Origin of the sequence: Glycomyces sp. NPDC047010, from assembly GCF_040644205.1 — a bacterium.
Taxonomy (GTDB): Bacteria; Actinomycetota; Actinomycetes; order Mycobacteriales; family Micromonosporaceae; genus Glycomyces.
In genome coordinates this window covers 359,499-377,633 of the sequence record NZ_JBEYVY010000006.1, presented here as the reverse complement: position 1 = coordinate 377,633, position 18,135 = coordinate 359,499, and the positions used below count along the sequence as shown (strand labels likewise).

Sequence of the window (18,135 nt, the reverse complement as noted above, 5' to 3'; positions counted from 1 at the left end):
CCCTTCAGGACGGGAGACCATGAAGCCTCCGACCCGCACGAGGGCGGTGACCGTCGCGACGGCCGCGGCCGTCGTCCTCGCCTCCCTCACCGCGTCCGGCGCCTCCGCCGCCGAGGCCGAAGCCGCCATCACCGTGGACCTCCGGTCCGCCACCGACATCTCCGACGAGCTCTACGGCCTCTTCTACGAGGACATCAACCACGCCGCCGACGGCGGCCTCTACGCCGAGCTCGTGCAGAACCGCTCCTTCGAGTACGCCCCCGCCGACCTCCCCGGCTACCACGCGCTCACCGCCTGGGCCGCAACCGGAGTCACCGCCTCCACTGCGAACCCCCTCAACGACCGGAACGCCACCTACGCCGTCGCCGCGGCCGGGGCGACCCTCGTCAACGCCGGGTACAACACCGGCATGGCCTTCACCGAGGGCGCCGACTACGACCTGAGCTTCTGGGCCCGCGGCGCCAGCGAGGTCCAAGTCCACCTCGCCGACGCCGCAGGCACCGTCCTCGCTGACGCTGTTACCGTTCCCATTGACAGCCAAGGCGAGTGGACGAAGTACGAGGCCGAACTCGAAGCCGACGCCGACACCACCACGGGCCGCCTCGCGCTCGCGGTCACGGACGCCGTGGACCTCGACATGGTCTCCCTCTTCCCCGAGGACACCTTCAAGGGCCGCGAGAACGGCCTCCGCACGGACCTCGCCAAGCTCATCGACGACCTCGACCCGTCGTTCCTGCGCTTCCCCGGCGGCTGCATCGTCAACACCGGCTCGTTCGACCCCGACTCCCGCGAGCGCGCCTACAACTGGAAGGACACCGTCGGGCCCGTCGAGGAGCGGCTCACCAACCAGAACTTCTGGGGCTACAACCAGTCCTACGGCCTCGGCTACTTCGAGTACTTCCAGTTCGCCGAGGACATCGGCGCCGAACCGCTCCCCGTCGTGCCCGTGGGCACCACCGGCTGCGGCGACTCCCCGGAGATCACCGACCCCGCCGAGCTCGACCGCTGGGTCCAGGACACCCTCGACCTCATCGAGTTCGCCAACGGCTCCACCAGGACCGAGTGGGGCGCCCTGCGCGCCGCGATGGGCCACCCGCGGCCCTTCGGCCTGGAGAAGATCGGCCTCGGCAACGAGGAGTACAAGGACCAGTTCTATGCGAACTTCCCGGCCTTCAAGGACGCGATCCGCGAGGCGCACCCGGACATCGAGATCATCGGGAACTCCGGTGTGGACGACGCCGGGGCCGTCTTCGACCGCTCCTGGGAGTTCATGCGGGAGCAGCAGGTCGACGCCGTGGACGAGCACTACTACAACGCCCCGGAGTGGTTCCTCGCCAACAACGACCGCTACGACTCCTACGACCGCACCGGCCCCCACGTGTTCGTCGGCGAGTACGCCTCCCGCTCGAACACCTGGTGGTCCGCGCTCTCCGAAGCCTCGTACCTGACGGGCATCGAACGCAACGGCGACGTGGTCGACATGGCCTCCTACGCCCCGCTGCTCTCGAACATCGACTACGTCGACTGGGCCCCCGACATGATCTGGTTCGACAACCACCAGACCGTCAAGTCCGCCAGTTACGAAGTGCAGCACCTGTTCGCGAACAACACCGGCGACCAGGTCCTCGCCTCCGCACTCGACGCCGACCCGCTCGTCCCCGAGGACATCTCCGGCGGCGTCGGCCTCGCCACCTGGAACACCGCCGCCTCCTACGACGACGCCAAGGTCACCGCCGCCGACGGCACCGTCCTCCTCGAAGACGACTTCGCCACCGGCAGCGACGGCTGGACCGTCACCGGCCCCGGCGGCACGCCCCGCGGCACCTGGGCCGCCACCGACGGCGCCTACACCCAGACCGCTTTGGTCGAGGACGCCCGCTCCACCGCGGGCTCGGCCGACTGGTCGAACTACACCTACGAAGTGAAGGCCACCAAGACCGCCGGCAGCGAGGGCTTCCTCATCATGTTCGGCGTCGAAGGCACCGACGACTACTACTGGTGGAACCTCGGCGGCTGGAACAACACCACCAGCGCGGTCGAGAAGTCCTCCAACGGCGGCAAGTCAACGCTCGTCAACCACGACACCGTCATCGAGACCGGCCGCACCTACGACCTTAAGCTCGAAGTCGACGGCCGCACCATCACCGGCTCCGTCGACGGCGAGCAGGTCTTCAGCATCGAGGACGACGGCGGCATCGAACCGCTCTACCAGGTCGTCACCCGCGACGAGAAGACCGGCGAAGTCACCCTCAAGGTCGTCAACGCCCAGTCCGAGGCCGTCACCACCGACGTCAGCCTCACCGGCCGCCGCCTCAAGGACCGCGGCGAGGTCACCACCCTCGCCTGCGACCCCGGCTGCGACAACATCCTCGGCCAGGACCAGGTGGTCTACCCGGTCACCGAACGCGTCCGCGGCCTCGGCAACGAGTTCACCTACGAGTTCGCGCCCTACTCCGTCACCTTCATCACCCTCACCCCCCAAGGCCGACATTGATACAACAGTGCTAACGAGGCGGCCCCGGAACCCGTTCCGGGGCCGCCCCCATGACCCCCGCCACAACGGTTTGCGTTCGAGCGCGCTCGAAGCCATAGCGTCGTCCCCATGCAGCAGGAAACCTGGATCATCACCGGCGCGAACCGCGGCCTCGGCCGCTCCCTCACCGCCGCCGCACTCGCCAACGGCCACAACGTGGTCGCCGCCGTCCGCGACTCGGCCCAACTCGACGACCTCGCCGCCGCCCACCCCGGCCGCCTCGCCGCCGTCGCCTTCGACGTCACCGACACCGGGTCCGCCCCCGGCCTCGTCAAAGCCGCCCTCGACCGCTTCGGCCGCATCGACGTCCTCGTCAACAACGCCGGAGGCGCGGTCGTCGGCGCCGTCGAAGAAGTCAGCGACACGCAGCTGCGCGACCAGATGGACCTCCACCTCTTCGGCCCCGCCGCCCTCGTCCGCGCCGCCCTCCCCGCCATGCGCGCCCAGGGCCGCGGCACCGTCGTCCAGATGAGCAGCCAGGGCGGCCGCATCTCCTTCCCCGGCGTCTCGGCCTACTCCGCCTCCAAGTTCGCCCTCGAAGGCTGGTCCGAGTCCCTCGCCGGGGAGGTCGCGCCCTTCGGCGTCCGCGTCATGATCGTGGAGCCCAGCCGCTTCCGCACCGGCTTCCACGGCGCCCTCGACTTCGCCGACACCGCGACCGCCTACGGCGACACCCTCGCCGCAGTCCGCGCCGACATGGCCAGCGTCGCGGGCCGCCAGGAAGGCGACCCCGACAAGGCCGCCCGCATCATCCTCGACCTCGTCGCCACCGACGACCTGCCGCTGCGCCTCCCCCTCGGCGCCGAGGCCGTGCAGCGCCTCTACGCCGCCCACCAGCACGGCCTCGACGAGGTCGCACGCCTCGCCGACCTCGCCCGCAGTGCCGACTTCGACGGAGTGGCCCCCTCCGTCCGCCCGGTCTAAGGTTCGGGCCATGGCCACCGACGAACTCCTGGCGCGGGCGCTCGCATCGCTCGGCGACGACGGCCCGGTCTCGGCCGAGGCGATCCGCCGCCTCACCGACCCGGCCGCCGTCCCCGAGTCCATGACGATCGCCGAGGCTGCCGACCTCCTCGACGTCTCGGCCCACACGCTTCGCTACTACGAGCGCGCCGGGCTCGTCGCGGTCGCCCGCGACGCCCTCGGCCACCGCGTATACGACGCCGCCGCCGTGCGCCGCCTCGTGTTCCTCACCCGGATGCGCCTGTCCGGCATGCCCATGCGCGACCTCCAGCATTACGTCGACCTCGTGGACGCGGGCGCCGACACCGTGCCCGAACGCCTCGACATGCTCATCGAGCACCGCGACACCGTGCGCCGCCGCATCCGAGAACTCACGCTCTCCCTCGCCGCCACCGAGTTCAAGATCGCCACCTACGGCGGCGAGGCCGCCCCCGAATCCGTGGAATGACGAACGGCCCCGGGCGAGAGCCCGGGGCCGTGTCAAAGTCTCGCCTACGCGGCCGGCTCCGGCTCGCGCTCCACGATGAAGTCGCCCTCGCGCTCCCCGTGGATCTCGTAGTGCAGCGGCACCGCGTCGGTGCTCGGCTCCCGCTTGCGCAGGCTGAACGGCACCGCGACCACGGCCGCCCACAGCACGCCCGCACCGAGCATGTGCAGGCCCACCAGCAGCACCGGCAGGTCCAGGTAGTACTGCGTGTACCCGATGACGCCCTGGAGGAGCTCCACCACCAGCAGCACGTACGCCGTGCGCACCGCGCGCTCGGGGGCCTTGACGGCGTGCAGCGCCGCGATCAGCGCCACCGTCATGCCCACCAGCAGCCACACCAGGTCCGCGTGGAACTGCGACATCATCGCCGGGTCCAGCCCGTTGCGCGGCGTGTCGGCGTCGCCTGCGTGCGGGCCCGAGCCGGTCACGATCGCGCCGAGCACGATCACCGCGGCCGCCACCCCGACCAGGCCGCGCCCCAGCAGCACCACCGGGCGGGGGACCAGCGGCACCACCTCGCCGTCCGGTTCGCCCGAGCGCACGTACAGCGCGATCGAGAGCGCCACGAGCGGGATCGACGCCAGGAAGTGGAGGCCCACGACCCACGGGTTCAGGCCGGTCCACACGGTGATCCCGCCGAGGACCGCCTGCACCGGGACGTACAGGCACGCCCCGAACGCCAGCTTCACCAGCGACGACCGCCGCGGCACCCGCAGCCACGCCGCGAGCAGCGCGGCCACCGCGATCGCCACGAGCACCCAGGTCAGCACCCGGTTCCCGAACTCGATCGCCCCGTAGATCCCCATCTCGGGGGTCGCCACGAGGGAGTCCTCGGTGCACTTGGGCCACTCCGGGCAGCCCAGGCCCGACTCGGTCAGGCGCACGGCGCCGCCGGTCACGATGATGCCGATATTGGCGATCACACTGGCCAGCGCCCACCTGCGCACCGCGCCGGGCTTGCTGAACCACCGCTGCAACAGGTTCACCCGGCGAATGTATATGCCGTGCCGGGAGGGCGAACTCCCGCCGTACAGGGGTGTGCGCCAGGCGTCCCCGGGGTTTGTGAGGTTAGGCAAACCTGCGTGCCCCGTCTCACCTTTGTCCGTCTCGACGGCCCCCGACGAATTAAGTAACATTTATCTTGTGGAAATGGTGACGAGGGCGACCAGCCACTCGACGGACGGGGACACCCGCCGCCGAGTGACCCGCCTCCTGCTCGAACGCGGCCACGCCACGGCCGCCGACCTCGCGCAGGACCTCGGCATCACCGCCACCGCCACCCGCCGCCATCTCGACGCGATGGAGGCCGAAGGCCAGGTCGAGACCCGCGTGGTCAAGACCGCCGGACGCGGACGGCCCGCACGGAGCTACCAGCTCACGCCCGCCGCCCGCACCTCCTTCGGCCACACCTACGACGACCTCGCGATGGAGGCGCTCCGCTGGATCCGCCGCTTCGAGGGCGAAGGGGCCGTCAGCGGCTTCGCCGCCGAGCAGGTCGCGCGCCTGGAGGCCCGTTGCCGGGCCGCCCTGGACGCGGTCGACGCGGACGATCCGATGGCGCGGGCGCAGGCACTGGCATCCGCCATGTCGAGCGAGGGCTACGCCGCCACGGCGTCGGTCATCGCCTCCGGCGGGCAGATCTGCCAGCACCACTGCCCGGTGGCGGGCGTGGCCGCGGAGTTCCCGCAGCTGTGCGAGGCGGAGACCAGGGTGATCAGCCGCCTGCTGGGCGTCCACGTCCAGCGCCTGGCGACGATCGCCAACGGGGACGGGGTGTGCACCACCCACGTTCCCGGCTCGAACCGCGGCCGCAAGGCCGCACACGGCGCCGGGGGACGCGGACCGATCCCGCTGCCCGCCCCCGAGCGCGCGCAGACCGACAACCCGACAGGTCGAAGGTGAGACTTCAGATGACCGACACGCAGAAGAGCGAACCCCTGAGCCAGGAGGAGGCCCTCGCCTCCCTGGAGCGGTACGAGTACGGCTGGGCCGACTCCGACGCCGCCGGGGCGAACGCGCGGCGCGGCCTGACCGAGGAGGTCGTCCGCGACATCTCCGCGCGCAAGAACGAGCCCGAGTGGATGCTCGACCTGCGCCTCAAGGGCCTCAAGCTGTTCGGCCGCAAGCCCATGCCGAACTGGGGCGCCGACCTCTCGGGCATCGACTTCGACAACATCAAGTACTACGTCGAGGCGTCCGAGAAGCAGGCGGAGTCCTGGGAGGACCTGCCCGAGGACATCAAGAAGACCTACGACAAGCTGGGCATCCCCGAGGCCGAGCGCCAGCAGCTCGTCTCCGGCGTGGCCGCCCAGTACGAGTCCACGGTGCTCTACCACTCCATCCGCGAGGACCTGGAGCAGCAGGGCGTGGTCTTCATGGACACCGACACCGGCCTCAAGGAGCACCCGGAGATCTTCAAGGAGTACTTCGGCTCCGTGATCCCGGTGGGCGACAACAAGTTCGCCGCGCTCAACACCGCGACCTGGTCGGGCGGCTCGTTCATCTACGTGCCCAAGGGCGTCCACGTCGACATCCCGCTCCAGGCGTACTTCCGGATCAACACCGAGAACATGGGCCAGTTCGAGCGCACGCTCATCATCGCCGACGAGGGCTCGTTCGTGCACTACATCGAGGGCTGCACCGCCCCCGTGTACTCCTCGGACTCCCTGCACTCCGCGGTCGTGGAGATCATCGTGAAGAAGGACGCCCGCGTCCGGTACACGACGATCCAGAACTGGTCCTCGAACGTGTACAACCTGGTCACCAAGCGCGCGATCGCCGAGCAGGGCGCCACCATGGAGTGGGTCGACGGCAACCTCGGCTCGAAGGTCACCATGAAGTACCCGGCCGTGGTCATGGTCGGCGAGCACGCCAAGGGCGAGGTCCTGTCGGTCGCCATGGCCGGCGAGGGCCAGCACCAGGACACCGGTGCGAAGATGACGCACGCCGCGCCGCACACGTCCTCGACCATCGTGTCGAAGTCGATCTCCCGCGGCGGCGGGCGCACCTCCTACCGCGGCCTGGTCCAGGTCGACGAGGGCTCCCACCACGCGAAGTCCACCGTCAAGTGCGACGCGCTCCTGGTCGACACCATCTCGCGCTCCGACACGTACCCGTACGTCGACATCCGCGAGGACGACGTCGACATGGGCCACGAGGCCACGGTCTCCAAGATCGGCGAGGACCAGATGTTCTACCTCATGAGCCGCGGGCTCACCGAGGACGAGGCGGCCGCGATGATCGTGCGCGGCTTCATCGAGCCGATCGCCAAGGAGCTGCCGATGGAGTACGCCCTGGAGCTGAACCGCCTGATCGAACTCCAGATGGAAGGCGCGGTCGGTTAAGCGACCCGGCCCGGAGACTAGGAACCAGAGTTTTCTATGAGCATTGAAGTGGCGCCCAAGCCGCACACCCACGGCCTCGGCGAGGTGCCCCCGAAGACGAAGTCGCAGCTGCTGCGCTCCTTCGACCCGGAGGAGTTCCCGGAGCTGAACGGCCGCGAGGAGGACTGGCGGTACACGCCCGTCAAGCGCCTCGCCGGGCTCGACGCGACCGGCACCGCCCCGGCGGCGAAGGCCGCCGAGTACGCCGTGCGCAGCCTCCCCGAAGGGGTCGGCGCGCAGGCGGTCGGCAAGGACGACAAGCGGCTCGGCTCGATCCTGACCCCGTTCGACCGCCCCAGCGCGGTCGCGTGGGCCAAGACCGAGAAGGCCCTCCTCGTGTCCGTCGCGCCCGAGACCGCCGTGTCCGAGCCCGTCTGGATCGACGTCACCGGCGGCGGCCTCGACGGCGCCACCTGGGCCCACACGTACATCGAGATCGGGCACCACGCCGACGCGACGCTGATCCTGCGCCACACCGGCCAGGCCCGGCTCGGCGACAACGTGGAGATCTCCGTCGGCGACGGCGCGCACCTGCGCCTCGTCGTCCTCGCCGAGTGGGACCGCGAGTCCACGCACGTCGAGCACCAGAAGGCCCGCCTCGGCACCGACGCGAAGCTCGACCACATCGCCGTCACGCTCGGCGGCGACCTGGTCCGCCAGTACCTGTCGATCGACTACGCGGGCCGCGGCGGCTCCGTCGACGCGTACGGCCTGTACTTCGCCGACACCGGCCAGCACCTGGAGCAGCGCCAGCTCGTGGACCACTCCGTCCCCGACTGCCGCTCGAACGTGAACTACCGCGGCGCCCTCCAGGGCGACACCGCGCGCACGGTCTGGGTCGGCGACATCCTCATCCAGGACGCCGCCACCGGCACCGACACGTACGAGATCAACCGCAACCTCGTCCTCTCCGACGGCGCCCGCGCCGTCTCGGTCCCCAACCTGGAGATCGAGACCGGAGAGATCGCCGGCGCCGGCCACGCGTCCACGACCGGCCGCTTCGACGAGGAGCACCTGTTCTACCTCCAGTCCCGCGGCATCCCCGAGCCCGAGGCCCGCCGCCTCGTCGTCAAGGGCTTCTTCAACGAGATCGTCGCCAAGGTCCCCGACGAGGCCCTCCGCGAGGAGCTCACCGAACTCGTCGTCGCCCGCCTGGACGCCGGAGCCGCGGCCAAATGACCGATCCCGACTTCCTGCGCGTGTGCGCGCTCGACGACCTGCCGGAGTCCGAGCCCGTCGCGGCCGACATCCACGGCACGTCGATCGTGCTCGTGCGCAAGTCAGACGAGGTGTTCGCCCTCTACGACGAGTGCTCCCACGCCGCCGTGGCGCTCTCCGAGGGCGACGTCGACGACTGCTCGATCGAGTGCTGGCTGCACGGGTCCATGTTCGACCTGCGCACCGGCAAGCCGTCGGGCCCGCCCGCCACCACGCCCGTCCCGACCTACCCGGTCGAACTGCGCGACGGCGACGTCTACCTCAGCCTGAAGCCCAAGACCACCAGTGAAACCGCCTAGAGGAAGCCAGTAATGAGCAAGCTTGAGATCCGCGACCTGCACGTCTCGGTCAACACCGAAGAGGGCGCCAAGCCGATCCTGCACGGCGTCGACCTGACCATCAACTCCGGGGAGACCCACGCCATCATGGGCCCCAACGGGTCCGGCAAGTCGACCCTGGCCTACTCGCTGGCCGGGCACCCGAAGTACGAGATCACCGGCGGCACGGTCCTCCTCGACGGCGACGACGTCCTCGCCATGACCGTCGACGAGCGCGCCCGCGCCGGCCTCTTCCTCGCCATGCAGTACCCGGTCGAGGTCCCCGGCGTCAGCGTCTCCAACTTCCTGCGCACCGCCAAGACCGCGGTCGACGGCGAGGCCCCCAAGCTCCGCACCTGGATGAAGGACCTCAAGGGCGCCATGGCCGAGCTGAAGATGGACGAGGCGTTCATCAACCGCAACGTCAACGAGGGCTTCTCCGGCGGTGAGAAGAAGCGCCACGAGATCGTCCAGATGGAGCTCCTCAAGCCCAAGTTCGCGATCCTCGACGAGACCGACTCCGGCCTCGACGTCGACGCCCTCCGCGTCGTCTCCGAAGGCATCAACCACGCCAAGGAGACCACCGACTCCGGCGTCCTCCTCATCACCCACTACACCCGCATCCTGCGGTACGTGAAGCCCGACTTCGTGCACGTCTTCGTCGACGGCCGGATCGCCGAAGAAGGCGGCCCGGAACTCGCCGAGAAGCTCGAAGCCGAAGGCTACGAGTCCTACGTCGGCACGAAGGCCGCCTAGACCAGGAGGAGCCCGTGGAGGCTGTCACCAAGCTCGACGTCGAAGCCGTCCGCGCCGACTTCCCGATCCTCAAGCGCATGATCGGGGACAGGCAGCTCGCCTACCTGGACTCCGCTGCGACCTCGCAGAAGCCCGTCCAGGTCGTCGACGCCATGCGCCGGTTCACCGACCACTCGAACGCGAACATCTCGCGCTCGGTCCACACCCTCGGCGCCGAGGCGACCGAGGCCTACGAGGGCGCCCGCGCCCGGGTCGCCGCCTTCATCGGCGCCCCCAGCGCCGACGAAGTGGTGTTCACCAAGAACTCCACCGAGGCCATCAACCTGCTCGCCTACGCGTTCCAGAACGCCGCGCTCGACCCGCACGCCGACCCGAGGCTCCGCCTCGCCCCCGGCGACGAGATCGTCGTGACCGAGATGGAGCACCACGCGAACCTGATCCCGTGGCAGCAGCTCGCCCAGCGCACCGGCGCCGTCCTCAAATGGATCGGCATCACCGACCACGGCCGCCTCGACCTCGAATCGGTCCCCGACGTCATCACCGAACGCACCAAGCTCGTGTCGTTCACGCACGTCGCGAACCTGCTCGGCACCGTCAACCCGACCTCGCAGATCACCGCCCGCGCCCGCGAAGTGGGCGCGCTGGTGGGCCTCGACGCCTCCCAGTCCGTCCCGCACATTCCGGTGGACGTGGCCGGACTCGGCGTCGACTTCATCGCCTTCACCGGACACAAGATGCTCGGGCCCACCGGCATCGGCGTCCTCTGGGCGAAAGCGGACCTGCTCGACGCCATGCCGCCGTTCCTCACGGGCGGCTCCATGATCAAGACCGTCACCATGGAGAAGACGACCTTCGCCGACGCGCCCGCCAAGTTCGAGGCCGGCACGCCGCCGATCGCCGAAGCCGTGGGCCTCGCCGCCGCCGTCGACTACCTCGACGCGCTCGGCATGGAGAACGTCCGCGCCCACGAGAAGGAACTCGCCGGGTACATGCTCGAACGCCTGGAGACCGTCGACGGCCTCGCGGTCATCGGACCCCGCGTCCCGATCGGCCGCTCCGCCACCGTCTCCTTCACGCTCGAAGGCGTCCACCCGCACGACGTCGGCCAGGTCCTCGACTCGGAGGCCGTCGCCGTCCGCGTCGGCCACCACTGCGCCAAGCCCACCTGCGACCGCTTCGGCGTCAACGCCACGACCCGCGCCTCCGCGTACGTGTACAACACGCACGAGGAAATAGACCGGCTCGTGGACGCGTTGGGCAAGGTGCGAAAGGTGTTCACCTGATGAATCTCGACGAGCTGTACCAGGAAGTCATCCTGGACCACTACAAGCACCCGCGCGGCGCCGGCCTGCGCGAACCCTACGAAGGCGAGTCGCACCAGGTCAACCCGACCTGCGGCGACGAGATCACCCTCCGGGTCCACGTGGACGGCGACAAGGTCGCCGACGTCTCCTACGAGAACGTCGGCTGCTCGATCTCCAAGGCGTCCGCCTCCGTCCTCTACGAGCTCGTCAGCGGCGCCACCGTCGACGACGCGCTGGCCCGCCTGGCCGAGTTCACCGAGCTCATGAACTCCAAGGGCCAGGGCGAGGGCGACGAGGAGACCCTGGAGGACGCCGTCGCGTTCGCGGGCGTCTCGAAGTACCCGATGCGCGTCAAGTGCGCGCTCCTGGGCTGGATGGCGTTCAAGGACGCCCTGGTCCGCGCCGAAGCGGCCTCGACCTCCGGAAGGACCGACGCATGACCGACACTGTCAAGGCCAAAGAGGACGACGTCCTCGAAGCCATGAAGGACGTCGTCGACCCCGAGCTGGGGATCAACGTCGTCGACCTCGGCCTCATCTACGGCGTGCACATCGACGAGACCAACGTGGTCACCCTCGACATGACGCTGACCTCGGCGGCCTGCCCGCTGACCGACGTCATCGAGGACCAGTCCCGCTCCGCCCTCTGCTCCGGCGCCGAAGGCGGCCTCGCCTCCGACCTGCGGATCAACTGGGTGTGGATCCCGCCGTGGGGCCCGGACAAGATCACCGACGACGGCCGCGACCAGCTGCGGGCCCTAGGCTTCAACGTCTAAAGATGGTCAAGATCCGCCCCGCCTCCGGCGGCGGCAGCGTCGTAGAGGTCCAGCCCGAGCGCCTCAGGCGCTGGGTCGAGAACTTCGCCGCCCGCAACGGCGGCATCGCGGCCCACCACGCCGAGGGCAACGCGTGGACCATCGAATCGAACGACGGCACGTCGGCCGGTGTCCAATGGGCACTGGCCGACGGCCTCCCCGCGGGCTGGCTCCTCGACGACGACCCGCTCACCGCCGCCGAGCACCTGAGCGCCTACGCCCTCGAACCCCGCCGCCTCGCCGTGCTCCTCGCCCGCAAGGGCGCCTACTCGGTCGGCGTCCTCGAAGACGGCCGCATCCAGACCTCCAAGACCGACACCGCCTACGTGCAGGGCAAGACCAAGGCGGGCGGCCAGTCCCAGCAGCGCTTCGCCCGCCGCCGCGAGGGCCAGGCGCACGCCGCCGAGAAGCGAGCGAGGGACGCGACGTTCGCGGTCCTCGGCAACGCCCACTTCGACGCCCTGGTCACCGGCGGCGTAGTGGAAGGCATCCTCGAAGACCCCCGCCTCGCGAAGCTGCATCCTTCGGCCCACTTCGGCGACATAGCCGAACCCAAGCAGTCCCTCCTCACCGAGACCGCCTACCGCGCCATAGGCTTCCGCGTCCGCGTCGTCCCGGGCGCCGCCGACTTACACTGAGGCCGTCCCGCCCCCTCCACGAAGGACGCCGCCATCAGCACCTCACCCGCCCGCGCCCTCGTCCTCGCGGCCGCGATCCAACTGGTCCGCTTCGGCCTCATCATCGGCGCCATCGAGATCGCCCCCGACCTCGGCATCAGCGGCTGGTACACGGGCCTGTTCGCCAACGCCGTGTGCGCCGCCTTCGCGATCGGCGCGGTCACCTGGCTGAAGCTGTGGAAGCACTCCGGCCTGTTCGTCCTCTGGAGGTCGAAGAAGGCCGCACTCCTCCTGCTCCCCTTCGCGATCGAGGCCCTGATCTGGCTCGCCTACCCCGGCGGCTTCGCGTCCCAGGCCCCCGGCCTCGGCCTGTGGGCCCTCACGCTCCTCCTCGTCGGCGTCAACGAGGAGCTCACCTCCCGCGTCGCGGTCCTCCAGACCCTCCGCACGGCCTTCTCCTCCACCTGGGCCGTCGTCCTCGCCGGCGTCATGTTCGGCCTCCAGCACCTCTCCCTCCTCGCCACCGGCAGCCCCTCTACCGAAGACCTCCTCACCATCCTCGTCCTCACCGGCGTCTACGGCTTCGCCCTGGGCGCCTACCAGTTCCGCTTCACCTGGGTCCTCCCGCTCATCCTCTTCCACGCCGCCAGCGACTTCACCCAGATCCTCACCACTGAACCCGTCCCCTTCGCCATGCACATCGCCATAGCCCTCACCCTCCTCACCTGCGGCATCTGGCTCCTCAAGGCCCACAGGCAGGCCCCGACCGGAGCCTCACTCATCCCCGCAAGGACTTAGCTAAGTCCGACTAACCATGCTATGATCCCTGCATGGCATACGTCGTGAACATCCACGAGGCCAAGACCCAGTTGTCGCGACTGATCGAGCGGGCGTCCCGTGGCGAGCACATCGTCATCGCGAAGGCAGGGAAACCGGTCGTCGACCTCATTCCGCACCGCAATCGGCCGGTGGTATTCGGCGGTCTGAAAGGGCGGATCGAGTACGACGACGATGCGTTCGGCATCGACCCCGACATTCAGGCGATGTTCTACGGAGACGCCGATGCTCCTGCTTGACAGCCAGACCGCGCTGTGGGTCATGGACGACAACTCCCGTCTCGGTGACCGGGCGCGGCAGCGGATCGAGGCGGCGTCGGCGGTGCACGTCTCCGTCGCAACGGTCTGGGAGCTGACCATCAAGTCGATGCTCGGCAAGCTCAAGATCCCCGACGACTTCGCCGACCAGGTCGAGTCCAACGGGCTCGAACTCCTTGAGATCTCGGCTGATCACGCAGAAGGGCTGCGCGACTTCCCCGAACTGATGCGGCATGATCCGTTCGACCGGCTGATCATTTCGCAGGCGTATCAGCACCGCCTCACCCTGCTGACCGCCGACGCCGTACTGCTCGGCCTCGGCCGGGACTTCGTCGTCGATTCGACTGTGTAGCGAGCGAGGCCCCCGCGCACCGCGCGGGGGCCTCGGTTCGCAGGTCGGTCAGGCGGCGGCGAAGGTCAGGGACGTGGACCAGCCGCCTTGGATCTGGTCCTGGACCTTCATGTGGAGCAGCTGGAACGCTTCGAGCGCGCGGGCGTGCTTGAGGGCGCCGACGTCGATCGGGCGCAGGTCGCCGTCGAGGCAGAGCTGGACGACGGTCTGCTTGGCGTCCGGGTCGTCGGCCGCGACGAAGACGTCGAGGCGGACGGTCTCGGCGAGGCGGGACGCGAACGTCGTGTTGAACGCCTTGACGACCCGCGCGCCGGGCGCGGCCGAGGCGATCTCCTCCGCGGCGGACTTCCCCTCGGGCGTGACGAGCCCGTCGAAGGTGCTGAAGTCGACCGGGTTGCAGATGTCGATCACGGTCTTCCCCGCGAGGTCCGCGGCCCACATCTCCGCGACCTGCTTGCTGCCCTCGTACGGCGTCGCCAGCACGATGACCTCGGCCCCGGCGGCGCTGTCGAGCGGCTCGCCCGCCGCGCTGTCGCCGAGTTCGGCCGCCAGGTCGGCGGCCTTGTCGGGTTCGCGGTCGGCGATGCGGACCCGGTGCCCGCCGCGCACGAGGCGCAACCCGATGCCGCGCGCCATGTTGCCCGAGCCCACGATCAGGACTTCCATGCGTGTCTCCTCCTCTAATCGTCCGGTAGGGACATCCAGGCGGGGTGTCAGGGGGCCGTCTCGGCGCGCACTTCGCACGCTTTCGCGTCGTCGTCCATGGGCGGCTTCGCGCCGCGCAGCGTCAGGTTCGGCAGGAACAGCGTCAGGACGATCGTGACGGCGGCGATGGCGGCCGCGACGACGAACACCAGGTCAAGGCCGTCGGTGAACGCCTGCCGTACGACGATCCGCACGGGCTCCGGCAGGTGCGCGACCACCGTCGGGGACTCCATGACCGCCGACAGGTCGGTCTTCCCGAACCCGGCCGCCTCCTCCGGCGTGAGCTTCGCGAGCGCGCCGGGGAGATTCGCGGCGAGCTCGTCGTTCAGCTTCGTGGTCATGACGGCGCCGAGCACGGCCGTGCCGATCGCGCCGCCGAGCGAGCGGGCGAAGTTGTTGGTGCTCGTGCCCGCGCCGAGGTCCTCGATCCGCACGATGTTCTGCATAGCGAGCACCAAGGGCTGCATGAACATGCCCATGCCGATGCCGAGGACCAGCAGGTACAGGCTCGACAGCCACAGCGGCGTCTCGACGTGCAGCTGCGTGAACAGCGCGAGCCCGGTGGTGATGACGATCGATCCGGCGACGAGGAACCACTTGTACCGCCCGATCCGCGAGATCACGAACCCCGACGACACCGACGTGAGCACCATTCCGGCCATCATCGGGATCATGAGCAGGCCCGACGCGGTGGGGGAGTAGCCGCGGACCATCTGGAAGAACAGCGGGATGTACACGATCCCCGAGAACATGCCGACGCCGAAGATCAGCGCGATGACGCTGGCGAGCGCGAACGTCCCCTGCCGGAACATCCGCAGCGGCAGGATCGGCTCCTCCGCGCGCGTCTCGACCACGACGAACACGACCGCGAGGATCGCCGAGGCCGCGAACAGCCCGATGATGACGCCCGAGTCCCACGCGTAGTCGTCGCCGCCCCACGTGACGGCCAGCAGCAGGCACACCACGGCCGGGACGAGGCACGCCGCGCCGAGGTAGTCGATGCGCCGCGGCCGGGTCGGGAACGAGTGGCGCCGCAGCACCTGGTCGACGGCGATCATCGCGGCGAGGCCGAGCGGCAGGTTGATGTAGAAGATCCAGCGCCAGTCCACTTCGGAGAGCCACCCGCCGAGCACGGGCCCGGCGACCGAGGAGATCCCGAAGACCGCCCCGAAGAACCCCTGGTACTTGCCCCTGTCCCGCGGCGACACCACGTCCGAGACGACGGTGAACGCGAGCGAGATGAGCCCGCCGCCGCCGAGCCCTTGGAGCCCGCGGAAGACGATCAGCTGGAGCATGTTCTGCGACAGGCCCGCGAGCGCCGAGGCGACGAGGAAGATCACGATCGCCACGAGGATGACCGGCCGCCGCCCGTACAGGTCCGACAGCTTCCCGTACAGCGGCGTCGACGCGGTCGTCGCGATCAGATAGGCGGTGACGACCCACGTGTAGTCGCCCATCCCGTCCAGGTCCCCGACGATCGTCGGCAGCGCCGTGCCCACGATCGTCTGGTCGAGCGACGCCAGCAGCATCGTGAGCATGAGCGCCCCGAAGAGCGTGTACAGCTCCCGCTTGCTCATGCTCGCCGCAGTCGGCCGGTCTCCCATACGAGCGAGCGTATGACCCCCCTCCGAGCACCCGGGCCGAAACCGGCCTATTGGGGTTTCTTGTCGACCGCCCAGGAGCCGGGGGGGACGATGACGTGGGCGACCTGGACTTCCCGGTCGGTGTGGTTAACGATGAAGCGCCAGGGGCCGCGGTCGACGACGTCGAGGCCGGGGCCGCCGGGGCCGGTGAGTTCGAGCTCCTCGAAGAGGCGGTCCCAGGCGTCGTCGGCGAGCTTGCAGGAGACGTACCACGCCTCGCCCTCGCCGAAGGGGTTGACGGTGACGGCGGGCTGGCCCTCGACGAGGTCGCCGGTGGCGTACTGGGTGACGCACTGGGCGCCGCGCAGCTCCACGAGCTCGCAGAAGCGCTCGGCGGCGCCGAAGTTCCAGAGGGCGCGGCGCTCGCCGGAGGGCTGGGGGAGGTGCTCGGTGACGCGGACGCCGAAGAGGTCGGTGAGGCCGCCGAGGTACCCGTCGAGCCACACCTGGCAGTGCTCGTCGACGGCGCCGGTGAGGTAGGAGGCGACGAGGCGCCCGCCCCCGGCGGTGAACCAGCGAAGGTTCTCGGCGGCGGCCTTGGAGAGGACGTACGTGGTCGGGGCGATGACGGTGGAGTACTTGGAGAGGTCGCCGTCGGGGGCGGCGAAGTCGGCGACGACGCCGCGGTCGCGCAGGACGCGGTGGATCTGCGCGACGTTCTCCAGGTAGTCGACGGGCGCGGGCAGGTGCGCCCCGGAGGTGGCCCACCACGACTCGGGGCTCCACAGGATCGCGACGGTGGCGTCGACGGGCTCGCCGACGGTGTGCGCGATGCCGGGGAGGGTGTTCCCGAACTCGGTGACCTCGCGGAACATGCGGGTGTTCTTGCCCGCGTGGGGGAGGAGCGCGGAGTGCCACTGCTCGGCGCCGCCGCGCCCGGCGCGCCACTGGAAGAACATGGCGCCCTTGGAGCCGCGGCTGATGTGGACCATGGAGTGGCGTGCCATGCGCCCGGGGGTCTTGGCGATCGCGCCGTCCTTGGAGTGGACGGTGGCCGCGGCCTGCTCCATGAGGAGCCAGTCGCCTCCGGCCCAGGACCGGGCCAGGTCGGCGTGGAGGGCGCTCTGCTGCTCGGCGCGCTCGTCGGGGTGGGAGGGGTAGGAGTCGAACGCGACGAGGTCCACTTCCGGGGCCCATTTCCACGGGTCGACCGGGACCCATTGGCCGAACACGAAGTTCGTGGTGATCGGGACCTCGGGGTTGGCTTCGCGCAGGAGGTCGCGCTGCTCTTTGTAGTGCTCCAGCATCGCGTCGGAGGTGAACCGCTTGAAGTCGAGCTCGTGGGCGGGGTTGGCGAGGTACTGGGTGGCGCGCGGGGCGAGGACCTGGTCCCATTCGCCGTAGTGCTGGCTCCAGAAGGAGCCCCACCAGGCGTCGTTGAGGGCGTCGAGCGTGCCGTACTTCGCTTCGAGCCAGGTGCGGAACGCCCGCTCGGCGTGCTCGGAGTGGGACGCGGAGCCGTACTCGTTGTGCACGTGCCACATGGCGAGCGCGGGGTGCTCGGCGTACCGCTCGGCGAGGGCGGCGGCGATGCGCCGGGACGCCTCCCGGTAGGCGGGCGCGCTGACGTCGTACGTGTCGCGGGAGCCGTGGACCTGCCGGACCCCGTCGGGGCGCACGTTGAGCGCGTCGGGGTGGGCGAGGGTGAACCACGGCGGCGGGGAGGCGGTGGGGGTCGCGAGGTTGATGCGGATGCCGCCGGCGTGGAGCTTGTCGAGGACCGTGTCGAGCCACCCGAAGTCGTACTCGCCTTCGCGCGGTTCCAGTCGCGCCCAGGAGAACACGCCGACGGTGACGAGGTTGACCCCGGCCTCGCGCATGAGGAGGACGTCGTCGTCCCAGACGTCCTCGGGCCACTGCTCGGGGTTGTAGTCGCCGCCGTAGCTCAGGCCGTCGAGACCTCGGGGCCAGTCCATGGGTCCTCCACGCGCGCAAAAGGGGGGCCAGTT

Annotated in this window: 19 protein-coding genes; 15 read left to right on the top strand and 4 right to left on the bottom strand. The window is 69.8% G+C overall.

The features are described from left to right. Positions 1-19: 19 nt before the first annotated feature. The 3 genes from AB0A65_RS15085 to AB0A65_RS15075 all read left to right on the top strand — a co-directional run bounded on the left by AB0A65_RS15085 (position 20) and on the right by AB0A65_RS15075 (position 3,944). Positions 20-2,494 (top strand): alpha-L-arabinofuranosidase C-terminal domain-containing protein, encoded by a 2,475-nt coding sequence (locus AB0A65_RS15085; RefSeq protein ID WP_359951536.1) that lies wholly within the window; start codon positions 20-22, stop codon positions 2,492-2,494. Positions 2,495-2,602: 108 nt separating this feature from the next. After that, entirely contained in the window at positions 2,603-3,457 is an 855-nt protein-coding gene (locus AB0A65_RS15080; protein ID WP_359951534.1) for an SDR family NAD(P)-dependent oxidoreductase, read from the top strand. 10 nt (positions 3,458-3,467) lie between these two features. Then, complete coding sequence (locus tag AB0A65_RS15075) at positions 3,468-3,944, top strand: MerR family transcriptional regulator (protein WP_359951532.1); 477 nt, start codon at positions 3,468-3,470, stop codon at positions 3,942-3,944. Positions 3,945-3,988: 44 nt separating this feature from the next. On the opposite strand, the gene AB0A65_RS15070 is transcribed toward AB0A65_RS15075, so the two are convergent. After that, on the bottom strand, positions 3,989-4,969 hold the full coding sequence (locus tag AB0A65_RS15070) for a COX15/CtaA family protein (protein WP_359951530.1): 981 nt from the start codon (positions 4,967-4,969) through the stop codon (positions 3,989-3,991). 163 nt (positions 4,970-5,132) lie between these two features. Between AB0A65_RS15070 and AB0A65_RS15065 the strand changes: the two genes are divergently transcribed. The 12 genes from AB0A65_RS15065 to AB0A65_RS15010 all read left to right on the top strand — a co-directional run bounded on the left by AB0A65_RS15065 (position 5,133) and on the right by AB0A65_RS15010 (position 13,838). Next, positions 5,133-5,885, top strand: coding sequence for a metalloregulator ArsR/SmtB family transcription factor (locus tag AB0A65_RS15065; RefSeq protein WP_359951528.1), 753 nt, complete (start codon positions 5,133-5,135; stop codon positions 5,883-5,885). Positions 5,886-5,893: 8 nt separating this feature from the next. Further along, on the top strand, positions 5,894-7,327 hold the full coding sequence (gene sufB, locus AB0A65_RS15060; protein ID WP_359951526.1) for a Fe-S cluster assembly protein SufB: 1,434 nt from the start codon (positions 5,894-5,896) through the stop codon (positions 7,325-7,327). Positions 7,328-7,363: 36 nt separating this feature from the next. Further along, positions 7,364-8,545: a Fe-S cluster assembly protein SufD gene (gene sufD / locus AB0A65_RS15055; protein ID WP_359951525.1), complete on the top strand. Its 1,182-nt coding sequence runs from the start codon at positions 7,364-7,366 to the stop codon at positions 8,543-8,545. Beyond that, on the top strand, positions 8,542-8,883 hold the full coding sequence (locus tag AB0A65_RS15050; protein ID WP_359951523.1) for a non-heme iron oxygenase ferredoxin subunit: 342 nt from the start codon (positions 8,542-8,544) through the stop codon (positions 8,881-8,883). The genes sufD and AB0A65_RS15050 overlap by 4 nt, the downstream gene beginning before the upstream one ends. Positions 8,884-8,895: 12 nt before the next feature. Continuing rightward, positions 8,896-9,657 carry a Fe-S cluster assembly ATPase SufC gene (sufC, locus tag AB0A65_RS15045; protein WP_359951521.1) on the top strand — a complete coding sequence of 254 codons (762 nt, stop codon included), beginning with the start codon at positions 8,896-8,898 and terminating at the stop codon, positions 9,655-9,657. 14 nt (positions 9,658-9,671) lie between these two features. After that, positions 9,672-10,940, top strand: a complete 1,269-nt coding sequence (locus AB0A65_RS15040; protein WP_359951519.1) for a cysteine desulfurase — start codon at positions 9,672-9,674, stop codon at positions 10,938-10,940. Beyond that, the gene (sufU, locus tag AB0A65_RS15035; RefSeq protein ID WP_359951517.1) at positions 10,940-11,401 is read left to right on the top strand and encodes a Fe-S cluster assembly sulfur transfer protein SufU; all 462 of its coding nucleotides are present in this window, start codon (positions 10,940-10,942) and stop codon (positions 11,399-11,401) included. Before AB0A65_RS15040 ends, sufU begins: the two co-directional genes overlap by 1 nt. Next, complete coding sequence (locus tag AB0A65_RS15030; protein ID WP_359951515.1) at positions 11,398-11,736, top strand: metal-sulfur cluster assembly factor; 339 nt, start codon at positions 11,398-11,400, stop codon at positions 11,734-11,736. The genes sufU and AB0A65_RS15030 overlap by 4 nt, the downstream gene beginning before the upstream one ends. A gap of 2 nt (positions 11,737-11,738) precedes the next feature. Continuing rightward, entirely contained in the window at positions 11,739-12,413 is a 675-nt protein-coding gene (locus AB0A65_RS15025) for an acVLRF1 family peptidyl-tRNA hydrolase (protein ID WP_359951513.1), read from the top strand. A gap of 171 nt (positions 12,414-12,584) precedes the next feature. After that, positions 12,585-13,190, top strand: a complete 606-nt coding sequence (locus tag AB0A65_RS15020; RefSeq protein WP_359951511.1) for a CPBP family intramembrane glutamic endopeptidase — start codon at positions 12,585-12,587, stop codon at positions 13,188-13,190. 32 nt (positions 13,191-13,222) lie between these two features. Beyond that, complete coding sequence (locus AB0A65_RS15015) at positions 13,223-13,468, top strand: type II toxin-antitoxin system prevent-host-death family antitoxin (RefSeq protein ID WP_359951509.1); 246 nt, start codon at positions 13,223-13,225, stop codon at positions 13,466-13,468. Then, positions 13,455-13,838 (top strand): type II toxin-antitoxin system VapC family toxin, encoded by a 384-nt coding sequence (locus AB0A65_RS15010; protein WP_359951507.1) that lies wholly within the window; start codon positions 13,455-13,457, stop codon positions 13,836-13,838. Before AB0A65_RS15015 ends, AB0A65_RS15010 begins: the two co-directional genes overlap by 14 nt. A gap of 48 nt (positions 13,839-13,886) precedes the next feature. Here the strand turns inward: AB0A65_RS15010 and AB0A65_RS15005 are convergent, their stop codons facing one another. Genes AB0A65_RS15005 through AB0A65_RS14995 form a run of 3 tightly spaced genes read right to left on the bottom strand, consistent with a single transcriptional unit; the run spans position 13,887 to position 18,102 of the window. Next, positions 13,887-14,504, bottom strand: a complete 618-nt coding sequence (locus AB0A65_RS15005) for an NAD(P)-binding domain-containing protein (RefSeq protein ID WP_359951505.1) — start codon at positions 14,502-14,504, stop codon at positions 13,887-13,889. A gap of 47 nt (positions 14,505-14,551) precedes the next feature. Next, positions 14,552-16,147, bottom strand: a complete 1,596-nt coding sequence (locus tag AB0A65_RS15000; protein WP_359951503.1) for an MDR family MFS transporter — start codon at positions 16,145-16,147, stop codon at positions 14,552-14,554. Between the two features lie 47 nt (positions 16,148-16,194). Next, positions 16,195-18,102, bottom strand: a complete 1,908-nt coding sequence (locus AB0A65_RS14995; protein ID WP_359951501.1) for a beta-galactosidase — start codon at positions 18,100-18,102, stop codon at positions 16,195-16,197. Positions 18,103-18,135 lie beyond the last annotated feature (33 nt).

Bases quoted from the DNA above. Each gene is read 5' to 3' on its own strand.
- AB0A65_RS15085 (WP_359951536.1), top strand. From the start codon at position 20: ATGAAGCCTCCGACCCGCACGAGGGCGGTGACCGTCGCGACGGCCGCG.
- AB0A65_RS15080 (WP_359951534.1), top strand. From the start codon at position 2,603: ATGCAGCAGGAAACCTGGATCATCACCGGCGCGAACCGCGGCCTCGGC.
- AB0A65_RS15075 (WP_359951532.1), top strand. From the start codon at position 3,468: ATGGCCACCGACGAACTCCTGGCGCGGGCGCTCGCATCGCTCGGCGAC.
- AB0A65_RS15065 (WP_359951528.1), top strand. From the start codon at position 5,133: ATGGTGACGAGGGCGACCAGCCACTCGACGGACGGGGACACCCGCCGC.
- sufB (WP_359951526.1), top strand. From the start codon at position 5,894: ATGACCGACACGCAGAAGAGCGAACCCCTGAGCCAGGAGGAGGCCCTC.
- sufD (WP_359951525.1), top strand. From the start codon at position 7,364: ATGAGCATTGAAGTGGCGCCCAAGCCGCACACCCACGGCCTCGGCGAG.
- AB0A65_RS15050 (WP_359951523.1), top strand. From the start codon at position 8,542: ATGACCGATCCCGACTTCCTGCGCGTGTGCGCGCTCGACGACCTGCCG.
- sufC (WP_359951521.1), top strand. From the start codon at position 8,896: ATGAGCAAGCTTGAGATCCGCGACCTGCACGTCTCGGTCAACACCGAA.
- sufU (WP_359951517.1), top strand. From the start codon at position 10,940: ATGAATCTCGACGAGCTGTACCAGGAAGTCATCCTGGACCACTACAAG.
- AB0A65_RS15030 (WP_359951515.1), top strand. From the start codon at position 11,398: ATGACCGACACTGTCAAGGCCAAAGAGGACGACGTCCTCGAAGCCATG.
- AB0A65_RS15025 (WP_359951513.1), top strand. From the start codon at position 11,739: ATGGTCAAGATCCGCCCCGCCTCCGGCGGCGGCAGCGTCGTAGAGGTC.
- AB0A65_RS15015 (WP_359951509.1), top strand. From the start codon at position 13,223: ATGGCATACGTCGTGAACATCCACGAGGCCAAGACCCAGTTGTCGCGA.
- AB0A65_RS15010 (WP_359951507.1), top strand. From the start codon at position 13,455: ATGCTCCTGCTTGACAGCCAGACCGCGCTGTGGGTCATGGACGACAAC.
- AB0A65_RS15005 (WP_359951505.1), bottom strand. From the start codon at position 14,504: ATGGAAGTCCTGATCGTGGGCTCGGGCAACATGGCGCGCGGCATCGGG.
- AB0A65_RS15000 (WP_359951503.1), bottom strand. From the start codon at position 16,147: ATGGGAGACCGGCCGACTGCGGCGAGCATGAGCAAGCGGGAGCTGTAC.
- AB0A65_RS14995 (WP_359951501.1), bottom strand. From the start codon at position 18,102: ATGGACTGGCCCCGAGGTCTCGACGGCCTGAGCTACGGCGGCGACTAC.